The organism is Vibrio cholerae, assembly GCF_008369605.1.
Classification (GTDB): domain Bacteria; phylum Pseudomonadota; class Gammaproteobacteria; order Enterobacterales; family Vibrionaceae; genus Vibrio; species Vibrio cholerae.
The window spans coordinates 508,384-524,717 of the sequence record NZ_CP043556.1 but is presented as its reverse complement, the minus strand read 5'-3'; the positions used below and the strand labels follow the sequence as shown (position 1 = coordinate 524,717).

18 protein-coding genes are annotated in these 16,334 nt (G+C 48.5%); 9 read left to right on the top strand and 9 right to left on the bottom strand.

Features of this window, described 5'->3' with window-relative positions; genetic code table 11:
• Positions 1-45: 45 nt before the first annotated feature.
• Genes F0316_RS16485 through F0316_RS16475 form a run of 3 tightly spaced genes read left to right on the top strand, consistent with a single transcriptional unit; the run spans position 46 to position 2,289 of the window.
• Positions 46-1,404: a DNA-3-methyladenine glycosylase 2 family protein gene (locus F0316_RS16485; RefSeq protein ID WP_032474305.1), complete on the top strand. Its 1,359-nt coding sequence runs from the start codon at positions 46-48 to the stop codon at positions 1,402-1,404.
• Between the two features lie 38 nt (positions 1,405-1,442).
• Complete coding sequence (locus F0316_RS16480) at positions 1,443-1,877, top strand: methylated-DNA--[protein]-cysteine S-methyltransferase (protein ID WP_000174821.1); 435 nt, start codon at positions 1,443-1,445, stop codon at positions 1,875-1,877.
• A gap of 10 nt (positions 1,878-1,887) precedes the next feature.
• Entirely contained in the window at positions 1,888-2,289 is a 402-nt protein-coding gene (locus F0316_RS16475) for a hypothetical protein (protein WP_001099816.1), read from the top strand.
• 61 nt (positions 2,290-2,350) lie between these two features.
• Here F0316_RS16475 and F0316_RS16470 read toward each other — a convergent pair whose 3' ends face one another.
• Entirely contained in the window at positions 2,351-3,757 is a 1,407-nt protein-coding gene (locus tag F0316_RS16470; protein ID WP_000493039.1) for a DASS family sodium-coupled anion symporter, read from the bottom strand.
• A gap of 270 nt (positions 3,758-4,027) precedes the next feature.
• On the opposite strand from F0316_RS16470, the gene F0316_RS16465 reads away from it, so the two are divergent.
• Both F0316_RS16465 and F0316_RS16460 read left to right on the top strand, forming a co-directional pair.
• Positions 4,028-5,590, top strand: coding sequence for an ATP-binding protein (locus tag F0316_RS16465; RefSeq protein WP_149560728.1), 1,563 nt, complete (start codon positions 4,028-4,030; stop codon positions 5,588-5,590).
• Between the two features lie 2 nt (positions 5,591-5,592).
• On the top strand, positions 5,593-6,270 hold the full coding sequence (locus F0316_RS16460) for a response regulator (RefSeq protein ID WP_149560727.1): 678 nt from the start codon (positions 5,593-5,595) through the stop codon (positions 6,268-6,270).
• Here F0316_RS16460 and nhaD read toward each other — a convergent pair.
• The gene (gene nhaD, locus F0316_RS16455; RefSeq protein WP_000147715.1) at positions 6,267-7,700 is read right to left on the bottom strand and encodes a sodium:proton antiporter NhaD; all 1,434 of its coding nucleotides are present in this window, start codon (positions 7,698-7,700) and stop codon (positions 6,267-6,269) included. The two genes, F0316_RS16460 and nhaD, sit on opposite strands and share 4 nt — an antisense overlap.
• A 392-nt stretch (positions 7,701-8,092) precedes the next feature.
• On the opposite strand from nhaD, the gene F0316_RS16450 reads away from it, so the two are divergent.
• A complete protein-coding gene (locus F0316_RS16450) occupies positions 8,093-8,824 on the top strand; it encodes a nucleoside recognition domain-containing protein (RefSeq protein ID WP_000083618.1) in 732 nt (243 codons plus the stop codon).
• Positions 8,821-9,288, top strand: coding sequence for a YjiG family protein (locus tag F0316_RS16445; RefSeq protein ID WP_000073204.1), 468 nt, complete (start codon positions 8,821-8,823; stop codon positions 9,286-9,288). Before F0316_RS16450 ends, F0316_RS16445 begins: the two co-directional genes overlap by 4 nt.
• Before the next feature lie 213 nt (positions 9,289-9,501).
• Here F0316_RS16445 and F0316_RS16440 read toward each other — a convergent pair whose 3' ends face one another.
• From F0316_RS16440 to F0316_RS16425, 4 genes are all read right to left on the bottom strand, one after another.
• A complete protein-coding gene (locus F0316_RS16440; RefSeq protein WP_000211008.1) occupies positions 9,502-10,119 on the bottom strand; it encodes a glutaredoxin domain-containing protein in 618 nt (205 codons plus the stop codon).
• Positions 10,120-10,166: 47 nt separating this feature from the next.
• Positions 10,167-11,024, bottom strand: coding sequence for a DMT family transporter (locus tag F0316_RS16435; protein ID WP_002045483.1), 858 nt, complete (start codon positions 11,022-11,024; stop codon positions 10,167-10,169).
• A gap of 199 nt (positions 11,025-11,223) precedes the next feature.
• Positions 11,224-12,219 (bottom strand): anion-selective porin, encoded by a 996-nt coding sequence (locus F0316_RS16430; RefSeq protein WP_149560726.1) that lies wholly within the window; start codon positions 12,217-12,219, stop codon positions 11,224-11,226.
• Between the two features lie 255 nt (positions 12,220-12,474).
• A complete protein-coding gene (locus F0316_RS16425) occupies positions 12,475-12,897 on the bottom strand; it encodes an organic hydroperoxide resistance protein (protein WP_000104644.1) in 423 nt (140 codons plus the stop codon).
• Positions 12,898-13,008: 111 nt separating this feature from the next.
• Between F0316_RS16425 and F0316_RS16420 the strand changes: the two genes are divergently transcribed.
• Together F0316_RS16420 and F0316_RS16415 are read left to right on the top strand one after the other, a co-directional pair.
• On the top strand, positions 13,009-13,467 hold the full coding sequence (locus F0316_RS16420; protein WP_000098098.1) for a MarR family winged helix-turn-helix transcriptional regulator: 459 nt from the start codon (positions 13,009-13,011) through the stop codon (positions 13,465-13,467).
• A gap of 115 nt (positions 13,468-13,582) precedes the next feature.
• Entirely contained in the window at positions 13,583-14,197 is a 615-nt protein-coding gene (locus F0316_RS16415) for a fumarylacetoacetate hydrolase family protein (RefSeq protein ID WP_000018313.1), read from the top strand.
• Positions 14,198-14,247: 50 nt separating this feature from the next.
• Here the strand turns inward: F0316_RS16415 and F0316_RS16410 are convergent, their stop codons facing one another.
• The 3 genes from F0316_RS16410 to F0316_RS16400 all read right to left on the bottom strand — a co-directional run bounded on the left by F0316_RS16410 (position 14,248) and on the right by F0316_RS16400 (position 16,263).
• Positions 14,248-14,565: an AzlD domain-containing protein gene (locus F0316_RS16410; protein WP_000605633.1), complete on the bottom strand. Its 318-nt coding sequence runs from the start codon at positions 14,563-14,565 to the stop codon at positions 14,248-14,250.
• Positions 14,562-15,281, bottom strand: a complete 720-nt coding sequence (locus F0316_RS16405) for an AzlC family ABC transporter permease (RefSeq protein ID WP_027694673.1) — start codon at positions 15,279-15,281, stop codon at positions 14,562-14,564. The genes F0316_RS16410 and F0316_RS16405 overlap by 4 nt, the downstream gene beginning before the upstream one ends.
• Positions 15,282-15,432: 151 nt before the next feature.
• Positions 15,433-16,263, bottom strand: a complete 831-nt coding sequence (locus F0316_RS16400; RefSeq protein ID WP_172626071.1) for an AraC family transcriptional regulator — start codon at positions 16,261-16,263, stop codon at positions 15,433-15,435.
• Positions 16,264-16,334 lie beyond the last annotated feature (71 nt).

Here is a 16,334-nt window from a genome sequence, read left to right as displayed (position 1 = left end):
TGCGGAACTGGGTAGACTGAACAAAAAAGCGAGCAGGAGGCTTGGATGACATTGCTTAATGAATTATCCGCAGAGGTGTGCCAACGCGCTCGGATGAGCCGAGATCCACGGTTTGATGGGCGTTTTTTTGTTGCGGTTAAAACCACAGGGATTTTTTGCCGCCCGATTTGCCCAGCCAACCTACCGAAAGAAGAGAATGTTGAGTATTTTTCCTCGCAAGCGTTAGCGGTATCGGCGGGCTACCGACCTTGTTTGCGCTGCCGGCCTGAAAGCGCTCCCCATTCATGGGCGTGGAAAGGAGCCGAAACCACATTTCTACGTGCCTTGACTCTGATTGAGCAGGGAGAGCTGGACGGCAGTTTAGAGACTTTAGCCTCACGCTTAGGTATCAGTGACCGTTATCTGCGCCAGCTTTTTCAGCGTCATTTAGGAATGCCGCCTAAACAATATGCGCAGATCCAGCAGCTCATGTTTGCCAAACAATTACTGCATACGAGCCAAATATCGATTACCGAAGTGGCTTACGCCAGTGGATTTCAGAGCACCCGCCGTTTTAATGATGCATTCCAAAAATTATTTCGGTTGACGCCGACCCAAGTTCGGCGAGAACGAGCCGCTCTTCCTTCTCGAAATCATCTGAGCTTAGCTTTTCGCGGCCCTTTTGACTGGGCGCATATGTTGGATTTTTATCGTCTGCGAGCGATTGAAGGCATGGAACAGGTCGATGAACAGAGTTATCAACGTTATTTTATCCTTGGTGAAGGTCAAGGATGGTTTAAGGCGAGCATGGCACAGTCGCACTTAGACATTGAGTTTGAGATGGAGCGTTTGAGTGATCTTCGCCACTTAGTCGCTCGGCTGCGACGAATGTTTGATCTCGATGCAGACCTGATCAGTATTGAGGCTCATTTAGAACAGTTAGCTCCGGGATTGGTACGGCGCACCGGGATCCGTATCCCCGGGGTATGGAATGCATGGGAAGCGGGAGTGCGCGCAGTGCTCGGTCAACAAGTTTCAGTCAAAGCTGCAATTGGACAATTGAACTTGTTAGTCTCCACGCTGGCGGCGAGCGAAGGGTCAACACGTTATTTCCCAACCCCAGAACAAGTGCAAATGAGCGACTTAAGCTTCTTACGTATGCCGGAAAGGCGTAAGGAAACCTTAAAACGTTTGGCGGACTACGTCCGGTTGCATCCTATGGATTCGCCAATGGCGTGGTTATCGCTAAGCGGGATTGGTCCTTGGACCGTCGACTACGCGCAATTGCGCGGTGAATCACGTAGCCACTGTTTTTTAACCGGAGATTTGATCGTGAAAAAAGTACTGGCGAAATTTCCTCAGTTAACTGCCGAATCGGTCGCCCCTTGGGGCAGTTATGCCACTTTTCATTGCTGGAGTCACTAAATGAGCCATTTTACTGACTACTCATCCCCCTCGGGCCAATGACCTTACAAGCGAGCTCTCAAGGCTTATTAGGCGTATGGTTTGCTACCCAAACGACTCAACCTGAGCATTTGGGCGACTATGTGAAAGAATGTCCTATACTTAACAAAACGATACGCCAACTGGATGAGTATTTTTCAGGTCAGCGCACTCAATTCGAGCTACCGTTGGCCGCCAGCGGCACGGCATTTCAGCAGTCGGTTTGGCACGCACTATGCAAGATCCCTTATGGGGAAATATGGAGCTATCAACAACTGGCAGAAGCAATAGGCAACCCTAAGGCAGTAAGAGCCGTTGGACTCGCAAATGGTAAGAACCCGATTTCGATCATTGTGCCTTGCCATCGAGTCGTTGGAAAAAATGGCCAACTGACCGGATATGCGGGTGGTTTAGAACGTAAAGCCTTCCTGCTGGAGTTGGAGCAACGAAGATAAGGAAAAGATTATGAACGTGGCCAACTTGAAACCCATCATTCTCATCTTGAGCGTATTGCTATTAAGCGGCTGTTTTCAAGAGGAGCTGGAAAACTTTGTGAATCGCGAAACCTTGTCCTTTAATGGTCTGTATGATAATCCGCACAACAAAGATGTGTTGGAGTTTAGGCAGGGCGTCGTGTACATGCATTCAGCGCAGCAAAAATGGGAGCGCCCATTTAGCGTTGATGGCAAAACATTACGGATCCAGATCCGTAATAACTCCAAAGAAAAACGTGATGATTTGGTCATGACCATTCATGGACAAGGCGAAGTCCTCACTTGCAGCGCTTGTGCCATGTTCCATCTCAGTAATAACTGGGTCAAGTTGAACGCAGAACCGCAAAATGCGTCAGCCAGTAATACAAAATAAGCCCGCGTTGCGCGGGCTTAGGGGTGATAGACAAATCCCTACATTCACCTATCTATTTTGCTTACCACAAGCCAATCAGCTTCCACCATGCTCCTCCGATAAAGAAGAAAATCGGAATCACAATTAAGGTGAACACAAAGCCAATTTTCCACCACTGTTTCAAACTATGGAAACCCGTACCAAATAGTATTGGTGCAGGCCCAGAGGAGTAGTGAGTGGTGGACATATACAAATTGCTAAAAATACCAAGCACAATCGCGGCCAACATAGCAGGTGCACCTGCGGCAATCGCGATAGCAAGGAAGGCAGAGTACATTGCGCTGATGTGTGCCATGGCACTGGCCATAAGGTAATGGCTGTAGAAATAAACGAGGAGCAAGATCCCCAAGGTTGCCATCCAACCATAACCTGCGAGCGAATCGCCAATCATGGCACCAAACCATTTGATAAAACCAAGTTTATTCAGTTCACTGGCCATCATCACCAGAACTGCAAACCAAGTGATAGTGTGCCAAGCTTCTTTCTCACCTAAGACGGCATCCCAACTAATGGCTTTGGTTATGAGTAGGAACAGCATGCCCATTAAGGCGGTGACAGTAGCATGAATACCCAATGTGGGTCCCAACACCCATAACGTGACCATCCCGAGGAAGGTGATACACACCATCCATTCATCCCGGCTCATTTGGCCCATCTCTGCGAGATTTTTGCTCGCAATAGCGCGCATTTCTGGAGTCTTTTTGAGCTCAGGAGGAAAGAAGGTATACATCGCCAGAGGGATCACAAATAGGCATACCAATCCAGGGACAATCGCCGCGAGTGCCCAGCCACCCCAAGTGATGGTAACACCTTGTTCTGCAGCAAATTTAGCAGCGAGAGGGTTACCAGCCATTGAAGTTAGGAACATAGCGCATGTGATCGCATTGCACTGGAAAATACACTGCACCAAAAAAGCCCCGATGCGGTTTTGGGTGCCCTTCTCTGGATCGGAATCATAAGCTGCGGCGACAGAACGAAACAGTGGTGCGATGATGCCACCACAGCGAGCTGTGGTACTTGGTGTGGCGGGGGCGAACAGTAAGTCGGTTAAGACTAAACCATAGGCGAGTCCTAACGAGTTATGGCCGAGTTTAGAAATAAACCAGTAACCCACGCGGCGTCCAAAGCCGGTGCTAATGAAGCCGCGAGAAATAAAAAATGCGGCGGCAATCATCCAGATCGTTGGATCAGAAAAGCCCGCCAACGCAGATTTGATAGGCAAAATACCAAGTAATACGGTGGCACATAGCCCCATTAATGCCATTGCCCCCAAAGGCAAAGGGGCGAGGATCAAGCTGACCACGGTAGTGACAAACACGGTCATCATTTGCCACGCTTTGGGCTCAAGGCCTTCAGGGGGGGGAATAAACCACAGTATGCTACCGAAAAAGATCAGAGCGAGTAGCTTTAGATTGTTTGATGAGAACATATAAACCTCCACTGTTTTTTTACTAACTTAACGGTGGCGAGGTTATAAATACTGCTTCAAATCAAGTTTTCTTTGCCTTGCTTAGTGGCATTTCAACCCTTGGGGGTGAGAACAAATCAGTATTGCAAGTCAACTGAGATAAAAGCAGTTAAAGCCATTAAATTCATAAAATTCATCCGTTCGATCTCGATCATATTTTTGTGTTTTGGCGTCTCTGCCTTGAGGACCATTCCCGTATGCTTGGCGTAATTACGCAGAGGATGAAACATAATGCCAAGCCGGATGATCCCGAGAACCTTTACTCAGCAGCTTACTTTGCTGCTCTGTAGTGCCTTTGCCGCTGGGGCTCTAGTTTGGTGGTGGTTTAGTGCTGATAAAATTCAGCGACTGATGAGTCATCAAATTGCGCTAAGAGCGCAAGTTCAGGCGGTGCAATTAGCCCAATATCCTGATTTGATTGAAGCGGTGAACAAGCGTGATGCCAAGCAAGTGAGCCAGTTGGTGCAAGCGCTGCAAAGTGTTACTGACGCCGATTTTATTACCGTCAGTGATCGTCAAGGTATTCGCCTCGCGCACCCGATAACAGCGCGAATCGGTTTGCCTGTAATGGGGGATGATATTCGTCCCGCATTGGATGAAGGCAAAGCCTACCTTTCTTATAGTGTGGGCTCCATGGGGCCATCCTTGCGCTATATCTCGCCGATTCGTGCTGCTAACGGCGATGTGATTGGGATGATCAAAGTCGGTTATTTGCTGGATACAGTAGCGGTTTGGCAAAATGAAAAACGGCAGCCGTTACTGTTGGTGGCTGGTATTACTTTGCTGCTTGCAACACTGATTTCTACCGCTTTTGCAAGGTTAGTCCGCCGGCAAATGCAAGATCGTGAACCTTGGCAATTAGCTCAGTCACTAATGACCTACGAAGGCGTGATCCAAGCTACGCACGAGGGTTTAGTGGCCATCAATCCAAATGGTGACATCTACCTCATCAATGATTCGGCTAAGCGGTTACTCGGTGTAGAGTCTGAGCAGCTCAGCGTGATTGCAACGTGGCTACAAGGGATTAGTGAGCAAGAAAAAAATGAGACGTATATTGACCGTTTGGCTTGTTTGAACGGGCAATCTTTAATCGTAAGTTGTGTGCCACTGTGGGATAAACATGGCGCGGCAGGTGCGGTGTACAGCTTGCGTGCACACAGTGAATTACAAGCGCTGGCGGACAGATTGCAACAAGTCGACCAATATGTGGATAGCGTACGGATGGCGCGCCATGAGTATCGTAACAAGCTGTCAACCTTGGCTGGGTTGCTTCAATTGCAGCACTATGATCAAGCTCTGCACTATGTATTGCAACAGAGTAATCTCAATCAAGTACAGATGGATGCCCTGCGCCATCTACATGCATGGCCACAACTGACGGCGATTTTGATGGGTAAATGGAGTAAAGGCCAAGAGTGGCATATTCCACTGGACTACAGTGCGGTCGAAAGTGTGACGTCACTGGGTATGGCAGAAGAATCATTCTGCACTCTAGTGGGAAATCTTATCGATAACAGTCTCGAAGCGGTACGTGGCACCCCAGCACCATGGGTACGCGTCTCTCTACATCAAAACGGCCGAGAGCTTTGCTTACGAGTCAGTAATAATGGCCCTCAGGTGACCCAAGCCTTAACGGAACTGTGCAAACCCGGCGTAACCAGTAAGCAAGGAGAGGGTGAGCGAGGGATCGGGTTGTATTTAGTTCAGTCTTTGGTTAGCCGTGCTCAGGGGCATTTAGAGCTGGATAGTGACCAACACGAAACAACTTTTAGTCTCTATATTCCTAAGGAGTGAAGATGCTCAATGTGATCATCGTAGAAGATGACCCGCAGATTGGTGGGTTGCATGCTCAATTTGTGCAGCAAGATGAGAGATTCAAAGTCCTTGCGATGGTTTCGACGTTAGCGGATGCGCAAAAAATGGTTGAATGGGCAAAACCCGATTTAGTCATCGTTGATAACTACTTACCAGATGGTTTAGGGATTGAACTGGTCAGGGCGCTGATTGATGTACAGCCAAAGCCCGCTTGTATTTTGGTTACGGCCGCCTGTGATCTGGAAACAGCGCAGCAAGCGTACCGTTTTGGTGCGTTTGATTATGTTGTTAAACCCGTGGACTATCGACGGCTGGCAGAAAGTCTGCAGCGATTTTATCGCTTGCGTCATCCTGAACCATTTTCCAAAGCTGTTCGCCAGCAGGATCTGGATGAACTCTTTCACCCACAGCGTAGTAAACCCCAGACTACCATTGATAATTTTACGTTGGAGCAGATGCTGGAGCATTTTTCACATACCAATGTTGAACATACCGCAGATTCGATGGCGCTGAGGCTTGGGATCAGTAAAAGTACAGCACGACGCTATCTGGATAGTGCCGTTGAAGCCGGCGAAATTACCGCTTACTTGGAACACGGCAAAGTGGGGCGGCCGACTCGTGTCTATCGTCGCCCTCGTTTTGATGAAATCTTCCGCTAAGTGAAAAGATGACTGTTGAGCAGCAAATGCAACACGATACTGACCACATAACCAAGCAGAATGACGGGAGTCCATTTCAAGTGGCTCAAGAACGTGTATTTGCCATGAGCCGCGCCCATGAGCGCCACACCTGCTGCAGATCCAATCGATAGCAAACTGCCGCCGACTCCTGCGGTGAGAGTGACCAGTAGCCAGTTGCCGAGAGACATTTCGGGCTGCATCGACAGTACAGCAAACATCACAGGAATATTATCGACCACCGAAGAAAGCAGCCCAACCAGTACGTTAGCCCAGATGGGGTTCCATTCGGTATAGAGGATTTCCGACACTAAACCTAGATAGCCGAGTAAGCTCAAGCCTCCGACACACATCACGACCCCATAGAAAAACAGTAAAGTGTCCCATTCGGCGTGAGAAATGCTGCGAAAGACATCAAAAGGCACCACGGAACCAATACGCTTAAGTGCGGCTTCATCATTCTTTGCCATGGCAAGTGCCGTTTTCTTAGCCAGTGATCTTGCCAGCGTTTTACGTAGGAAATAGCCAAAAAACTGCAAATAGGCGAGTCCCATCATCATGCCGATCACTGGCGGGAAGTGGAAAAATGCATGGAAACCGATGGCCGAGAGGATGGTAAAGAGAAACAGAACGACGATGCGTTTGGCTCCGCGTTTAAGCTCGACCACTTCTTGGATGCTGGAAGGCGTTTGATGCGGGACAAAGAGCGACATGACCAAGGCAGGCACCAAATAGTTGGCTAAGGATGGGAGAAACAGATCCATAAACTCAAGGAAGCTAACATGCCCAGCCTGCCACACCATAAGAGTGGTGATATCGCCAAAGGGACTGAAGGCTCCTCCCGCGTTGGCAGCAATCACGATATTAATGCAAGCTAAACTGACGAATTTAGGGTTTTCACCACCGACTTTCAGTACCACGGCACACATCAATAACGCCGTGGTGAGGTTATCGGCAATCGGGGAAATGAAAAACGCCAACCAACCCGTTATCCAAAATAGAGTGTGAAAATGAAAGCCTCTGTTGATCATCCACGCTTTGAGTGCATCAAACAGACGCCGCTCTTCCATCGCACTGATGTAGGTCATGGCGACCAATAAAAACAGCAGCAGCTCTGCGTATTCAAGCAAATTGTGTTCTAAGGCCTGACGAGCTACCTCGGTCGAGCCTGTTTGTTGGTAAACATAGCCAATCATGGCCCAAATCAGTCCAGCAGCCAGCAAGACCGGTTTCGATTTACGTAGTTGCAAATACTCTTCCAGCATGACCAAGGTATAAGCGATGGCGAAAATGAGGAGTGCGGCATAGCCGATCGTCGAATGGGTGAAATCTAAAGCTTGTCCATCTGGGGTAGACGCTAAACTGAGTGGTGAAAAAAGCGTAAGAGAAAGTAGTGCGATCCGGCCCGTCATAACAAAACTCCTGTTGATATCCCCTTCTCTTGAAGATCGGCTTCAAGTTTGAAGGTAGTGATGGGAGAAAGTCCTGAGAAAGAGTAGACCTATGCGGAATTTGAAGTTGTGACTTAGCTTAGAAATGGTTGTTTATTCATCATTTTTTAGAAAGGTGCGATTTGTTTAACATTAGAAAAGGGTTGGATACCATAGATGGCGTGAAGCGGTTTGTTGTGGCTTTAGGCTGAAATAAATTAATTCATCATGCTTTTTTGTATTGTTTTAACAAAATAAAATTTTATTTTTCATTGTGAGATGAGTTTCATCGACTCATTGACCTCGATCATTATCTCTAGCACGCAATCCGTGCACCATGATGCTAAATCTGTTCCAACTTCATAGAGGTAATTATGAGTCAATCGACAGCGCAGGAGCGAAAAGTGACTTGGGGATGCTACATTGCGTTAGCCTTCGCCGTAGTCTTTTTTTCTGGCTTGCTGCAATCCAACCAGTGGTATGGAGTATTTGATTTCACCACGTTAAACGGTGCCTTTGGCAAGGTTGCTTACAACGTCAGTGAAACGGCCGACGGCCTGCAAGTGGCAACCACTTCTTTGCGTGGTCAAGGTGGTAGTGGTGCGCGTGATGGTTTTCTTTTCGCACTGACCTTAATTCCAACCGTGATGTTTGCATTAGGCATGATCAATGTGCTGGAACATTACGGTGCGCTCGATGCGGCACGTAAGCTACTGACTCCTCTACTTCGTCCAATCATGGGAATTCCGGGTAATACTGGCTTGGCATTAATTGCTTCACTGCAAAGTACGGATGCGGGTGCGGCGATGACTCGTCAGCTCAAAGATGAAGGGCATATGACTAAGCGTGAAGCGGATGTGTTTACCATGTTCCAATTCTCTGCAGGTGCCACCATAGTTAACTTTTTCTCATCGGGTGCTGTGCTGTTTACGCTCACGTTAGCGGATGGTTCCGCGGCCGTCACTTCTTCTATCGGTCTTGCGGTTGGTGTGATGTTTATTTTCAAAATTGTCGGTGCCAACCTGTTCCGTCTCTATCTAAATCTGACGGAAGGCAAAGAAGAATCATCTAACCCAGAGACTCAACTAGAGGAAGCGACCCGATGAGTAACGTCAATATGAAAAAGCCAATGGTGACGGATATTTTTGTCGAAGGGGCGAAGAAAGGCTGGGTAATTGCGACGACGTCTACTGTACCTAATGTATTGATGGCGTTTGTGATCATCAAAGCGTTGCAAATTACTGGCGCGTTAGAGCTGATGGGGACAGTATTTTCTCCTGTGATGGCGGTCTTTGGATTGCCCGGTGAAGCGGCTGCGGTGTTGATTGGTGCATGGATGTCGATGGGCGGCGCTGTGGGTGTGGTGATCACCTTGTTTGACCAAGGGATTTTGAACGGTACGCACATCGCAATTTTGGCCCCCGCTATCTATTTGATGGGTTCACAAGTGCAATACATCGGCCGTATTCTTGGCCCGATTGGTACTGAAGGGCGCTACATCCCAGTGATGATTGGTATTTCAGTATTGAACGCATTTGGTGCGATGTGGGTAATGAACCTGTTTTTATAATCAGCTATACCCTTCCTACTTGAAGCTGCAGCGGTGTTGGCTACGTTCGTTCACCCCAATCACATAGTGTATCTATGCTCATGGGGATGCACTCACTTGCCGCCTACCTGCAACTCCAAGTAGTTTGGGTATAATCTCCTCGCTAAAATAGAAAAGGCCTCGTACTGTGCGAGGCCTTTTTTGCTGATCTTGGCGATGCTCAAACAATTTGAATTACGGAGCTACACGCGTAGTTTCGATTTCTACCACGTTATCAGGTAGCGAATGCGGGTTATTTTGCAGCCATTTTTCCAACGCATCACAGCCCCCAATATACTGACCATTTAACCAGATCTGCGGTACCGTGACGGGTGTTTTTTCTCCGATGATCGCTTTGACTTCTGGGATCATTCGGTATAGCGCAGCACTCTCTTTCACTACATCGTGGTAGCGATAGTCGATTCCTGCAGTATCAAGCAACTGCTTGGCTTTCACGCAGTAAGGGCAGGTGGCTTTGCCAAACACAATATTGCCTTGTAACGTGTCTTGTTTAGTCCACTCTTTGATGATGGATTGCACCAATACACCGCGGTTTAGGGCTTCTCCTTGGCTGATCACTTTGCCTGCTACGACCACAATCGGCGCATGCCATGCACCAAGCTTTAAAGGTTCCCACCAGTAGCTAAGCCAATCTTTCACCTCTAATTCAATCGGCACGCCAGCCAATTCATTGGCAAAGGTATCGGCCAAAATATCTTTGGTGAGTGTACATTCTCCGCAAGGAATGTTGACTTTAAAAGGGCCAAAATGGCCTGCCCAACGGTAGAGAGTGACTTTGATCGGTGTTGTCATCAAGTGGTTCCTTATACGCATCTTTCTGTTAAAAGATAGGAAAGGTTTTAGGCGATGTTTCTTTCACGCCGTGACTTTTTTGTTTCCCATTGAGTAATGAACGCGACAGATAACACGATAATTGCTGCGCCTAGCCAGAGTCTGCCCGGTGGTACCCAACCAAACACTAACCAGCCAGCCAGCACGTTTAAGGGAAGCTTGGCGTGATCAAACGGCTGGACAAAGGAAGCATCTGCTACCGCATACGCTTTGGCTATCGCCCATTGAGCAAGCGCTGTCATGATCCCTGCACCAATCAGTAGCAGCCATACGGTTTGTCCGTTTGGCATCTGCCAATCGGGTAGCGCCAGCAATACGTTAAACGGGGTGATCAGCAGCAGTAAATAGACCACCATGGTGGACGGCGAGTCGTGAGAGGAGAGTTTTTTCACCATCAAGGAGTAACTCGCCCAGAAAAAGGCTGCACCGACAGGGAGCAGCGAAGCGAGATTAAAATCATCCGCCCAAGGCTCGAGGATGATCATCGCACCGATAAATCCGGTGAGGGTAGCTACCCAGCGCGCCATGCCCACTTTTTCGCGTAGCCATAGGCCAGAGCCAATGGTGGCAAAAAGGGGAGAAGTCATCAGTAGCGCAATACCTTGCCAAATTGGTACCGGATACGCGAGAGCCCACAACCAGAGCTGAATGCCAATCACGGCCAGAAATACGCGCAGGAGATGCCAGCCAAACTGCTGAGTCCGCAGCGACTGACGAATGCCCAAGGTTTTGAGATAAGGCAGGATAACCACAATCGCAATCGCGTACTGCACTAAGGCAACGGTGGTGGAAGGAAGGCCAAATTGAATGCTGGCGTATTGTGCGACGCTATTGACGATGGCGAACGCGAGGCCAGCCGTCAGCATCCAAAGCGCACCTTGCAATGGGTGATGTTTAATGCTCATGAATCAAAGAGGTAGTCAGAAAGTGGGCTGAATCATACGTGGTAATAGTGAGAAAACCAATCGCTGTGGTTGCTCATGACGTTCGAAATTCTGCAACAAAAAAGGCCAAGCAATCGCTTGGCCAAAGAAGGACAATATTCAGGAGTTTAAGGCAGTGTGATTAAAAATCGTAACGTAGACCTAGGCGGATGGTGTCTTCGACTTTGTAGCCTGCGTCTTTGTCATCCAGTCCGTTCGCTTTGTAAGCGAGGTAAGAGCGGAAGTTTTTCGTGAAATCGTAGCGACCAGTTAACTCAAAGAAGTCCGCAGTGTCTTTAGTGACATTCTTGGTCTCTTCTTCTTGGTTTTGGTAAGCCGCGATCAGGCGAAATTCTTTGGTGATTTTGTACTGTGCAGAGACTTCGATACCGGTAAATTCCGTGTCTGCTTTGTCATTTTTATCACCCGTGGTGTAAGTGGCCCCGAAGTAGAGGTCACCCATGGTGTAACCCAAACCCGCAATGATTTGATCCGCTGAACCTTTATCTGTACCCAGATCATTGGCGGCATAACCTAAACCGATATCCAGACCAAATGGCGCTGAGTAGATGCCTGATAGGCCATAGCCATCAGCATTTTTCTCATCATCAGCAATGTAGCTTGCTTTTAGCTTGAAGCTTTCGAAGTCATAACCATACGCGATAGTGTTGTTGATCTGCTCGTTACCTGCACTGACGAAGGCTTTTTGATCGCCAGTAAAGGTACCGATATCAGACATGTCAGAAATTTGCACGCCAGCGGTGTTTTGGCGGCCAAAGGAGAGGCTACCAAAATCGCCTTTCATACCCACGTACATATAACGTTGTTTGAACGTCGTTTCTTGCTCTGTTGACGTTCCTGCGGACGATTTCACGCCTTGCTCTGCTTCCCAGAAGCCAAAGCCTTTCATGCCAGCACCAATGTCGGTTTCACCCGCCACATTCAAGCGCACACGGCTCTTGTTGAACATTGTGCCTTCAATTTCTTCGCCCTTATCGTTGCCATTGAAATCACCACGGAACTCCAGACGCCCCCCTACTTTGAGTGAAGTGCCTTCTGCATCATAAACGGTTGCGGCTAAAGTTGAGCCAGAGACCACTGCGGAAAGAACTGCTACTGCGATTGCTGCCTTTTTCATTTTTCTACCCTATTAGTTTGATTGGGCTTTACTGCCCGACTTGTGATGCCGCTAAGGTACTGATTGAAAATGAATAATGCGTTTCTGTTCGGTGACGTTTTGATTGATTTTTTATGGCGCAGTGGTGACAGAGATAAGGCAAAATGATGACAGGCCTTAATCACACGGCGGAGCACGTACCTCCTGCTGAGCTTTCAAGTATGCTCTTTAGAGTGAAAAAAGCGCTCCGCCGTGTTGAGTGATGGGGAATCGAAATTACAGGGCTAAGCCATTGACACTGACCTGCACATCAATGTTGCCACGAACCGCATTGGAGTAAGGACAGACTTGATGGGCAACGGTCACCAACTGTCTGGCTTGCTCATCTTCTAAAGCGATGTGTGCGGCGAGGGCGACACTTAGCGCAAAGCCGCCTTGACCATTGGGTCCGATACCGACAGTGGCGGTCACAGGCGCTTCTTTTAACGCGACTTTTGCTTCACGAGCGACGTGCAGAATCGCGTTCGAAAAGCAAGCAGCATAGCCGGCTGCAAACAGTTGCTCTGGGTTGGTTGCCGTACCGCTTCCACCCATCTCTTTTGGGTAGCTGAGATTGAGCTCAAGCAGTTTGTCTTCGGTGCTGACTACTCCATTGCGTCCTGCAGAAGCGGTCGCGGAAGTTTGATAAATCGTGCTCATGTTTTTATTCCTCAATTTAAGTTGTGTGCAATTTAATTGCTTGCAATCTTATATCGAGTCTTTTGTTGTTTGCAAGTATATTGTGCGCAATTTATTTTTTGAGGATACATCATGTCTTCTCCACAAGTGAGCTGCCAAACGCCGACTCATGATCCATTACTGCTGGAAAATCAGGTCTGTTTTCCACTCTACAGTGCATCGAATGCGGTAATCCGTGCTTATCGTCCGCTGCTTGAACAACTGGATATCACTTATTCGCAATATCTGGTGCTGCTAGTGCTGTGGCAGCAAAACGGGATAAATGTGAAAGATCTCGGTATTAAGCTGCATTTGGATTCCGGCACGTTGACTCCACTACTGAAAAGATTGGAAGCGAAAGGAATTGTGGAGCGGCGACGCAGCAGCAGTGATGAACGGGTTCGTGAGCTATTTTTGACGCCAGCGGGTTTTGCGTTGCAAGAACAGGCTCGTTCAGTACCGAATGAAATGCTGTGTAAATTTGATCTCAGCTTAGAGGAGCTGATTAGCCTAAAAACTCTGTGCGAGAAAATTCTCCATACTCTCGACTGAGTTTGGCAATCAATGGGCTGAGGTACGCATTTTCCATCATTGTGTGATTGATTTCTGAGTAGTTTATCAGCGGTTAGTTTAGAATCGCGGCTTTGTGTCTGGTCAAGGAAGAGAGATGAGCCATATCCAATTTGCTAACCGAAACCTATCTGTCGGTAAAGTGCTGTGTGTCGGGCGTAACTATGTTGAGCATATTCAGGAACTGCACAATAGCATTCCAGAACAGATGGTGCTGTTTCATAAGCCTTCATCAGCGGTTACATCGCAGCTGCGCGCCTTCCATCAAGAGCCTTTGCATTATGAAGCAGAGATCTGTTTTCTGGTCGAAAAGGGACAATATGTCGCGGTGGGAATTGGCCTAGATTTGACCAAGCGCCAAATGCAGAGTTATCTCAAGTCCAAAGGCTTGCCTTGGGAGCGCGCTAAAGCGTTTGATGGCGCAGCCGTATTGAGCCGATTTGTTGCGCTTGACGGGTTGGATGCCGACGATCTCAATTTGGAACTGCTCATCAACAGTGTGCGGGTGCAAAAAGGCCATGTCAGCCAAATGCTTTACTCGCCTCAAGCGGTATTGCAAGAGCTCAAAAGCTATCTGACTTTGGAAGATGGTGATGTGGTGATGACTGGTACACCACAAGGCGTTGGAGAAGTACATCAAGGCGACCGTTTTGTTGGCCGCCTGAAATGTGGTGAACAGACCTTGATTGAAGTGGAATGGTTGGCTGAATAACCGAGCTTTCACCCTCTCGCCCAACATACACTAAGCCCGTTTTTACGGGCTTAGGCCAATACCACCAGCTTGAGCAGTAAGAAACTCCCCATCCCCACGACGGTCGTCAGCAGGACATTTTTGCTTAACCAAGCCAGCACACCGGAAAGTAGTGCGGCGAGAAGATAGGGGTTGTGCCATTCTAACCACAAGGTTTTTTCTGGCATAAACACAATCGGCGCCCAAATCGCGGTAAGCACCGCAGGCCCCGAGTAGCTAAGTAAGCGTTGCAACGTGGGGCTCAAACGCAGGGGTAGCTTAGGTTCAAGAAACAGATAACGGCTGAGAAATACCAGTGCCGTCATCGCGAATATCGAAAGCATGATCATGGGCGAGCTCCTAATAAACGTTCCGCACCGTAGCCAGCGAACATGGCGCCAATACTGGCGAACATTAGGCTGCCTTCAATCCCCATCACGGTGAGTAATACTGATAACACCAAGGCGGTCAGTACCGAAATCAGCACAGGCCAGCTTTTGATATTCGGGATCACAATCGCGATGAAAGTGGCGGCGACCGCGAATTCCAGTCCCCACTGATTGAGATCGGGCAGATAGCTGCCTGCGACAATGCCGACCAAGCTGGCTAAATTCCAAATCAGATAAAAACTCAGCCCTGCGCCTAACGCATACCAGCGATTAAACTGCTTGTCAGACTGCGCGCCGCAAATCGCAAACAGCTCATCGGTGAGCAAAAAGCCTAGTGTCAGCCGCCAACGCAAGGGTAATGGGCTGATTTTGCTGCGCATCGATACGCTGTACAGAAAATGGCGTGAGGTAATAAAAAAAGTGGCTATCAACAAACTCAGTAATCCCGCCCCTGTTTTAAACATACCAATGGCGACCAGTTGCGCTGCACCAGCATACAGCACGGCGGATAGGGCTTGGCTTTCGACTACCGACAACCCCGCTTCAATCGCAAACGAGCCTGCTAATAAACCCCAAGGTAACACCGCAATGCTCAACGGCAGCATAGCGACTGTGCCCTGCCAAAACAGCCGGGTGGGGGTAGGTGAATCATCAATGGTTAACACTTGGCTATTCATACTCTTTCCAATTTATAGAAGAAAACCTTATACCCTTCTTACCTGAAACTCCAAGTGGTTTGGGTATCGTCTGGGTTATCAGAACACAGGGATAAGCCGATAAGCTTGGATAATCTTGCGCGGTAGCGTTCAGGTGACGAGTGCTAATTATCTAAGGTCTTGCGTACTGTTTTGGGGTGATGCCGAGCGCTTTTTTAAAGTGGCGATGCAGATGGCTTTGATCGTGAAAGCCACACTCTTGCGCGGTTTCCGAGATACTTACGCCTTGCTTTAACAGGGTTTTCGCGAGGCGCAAGCGGGCTTGGATTTGATAAGCGTGGGGTGGCAAACCAAACTGTTTTTGAAAGGTCCGTATCAGATGAAAAGGACTTAATCCCGCCAGTTGTGCCAGCTCTTCGAGTGAAACATCGGCCTGCGGAAAGTCATCCAGAAACTCTTTAACTAGCAATAATGGCCGCAGTGCAGATAGCGGTTGATCGGTTTTTGGCGCAGTGCGGCCGTGGCGCGTCATCAGCTTGACTAAGCTGGCGTAAATTAGGGTTTCACGTAGCAAACGGTTAGTCGATTTTTCAAGGGTTTCAAACACTAAGCGCAGTTGGCTCGCGAGTTCGGGGTCATACACCACCGCTTGTGGAAAATAAGGCGCGCCGGTATTGGCGCCAATCTCTTTGGCAACCGTGGCAAACTGCTCGGGCAGTGGGTACATGGCTTTGTACGCCCAACCACCTTCGACGGCGGAGTGTCCGGTGTGCACTTCATCGGCGTTGACCAAAATAATGCTGTCTTGCGGCGCAATATGAGTGCCGCCGGTGCGGTAGAAAGATTGTGCACCGCGCTCAATCACTCCCACGGTATATCCTTCATGGCTGTGGCGAGAAAAATTCTGCGTTTCGTATTGCGCATCGAGCAGCTCTAGGCCGCCAAACTCTTCGGCAATCTGAAATTTTGCTTGTTCTTTAATTTTGCCTGCTGAGTCGCCCATCACGCTTCCTTGTGCTTTTCCCTAATGAGTCTACTGCAAAGTGCAGGAAAATTTTTGTACAAAATTGCGCT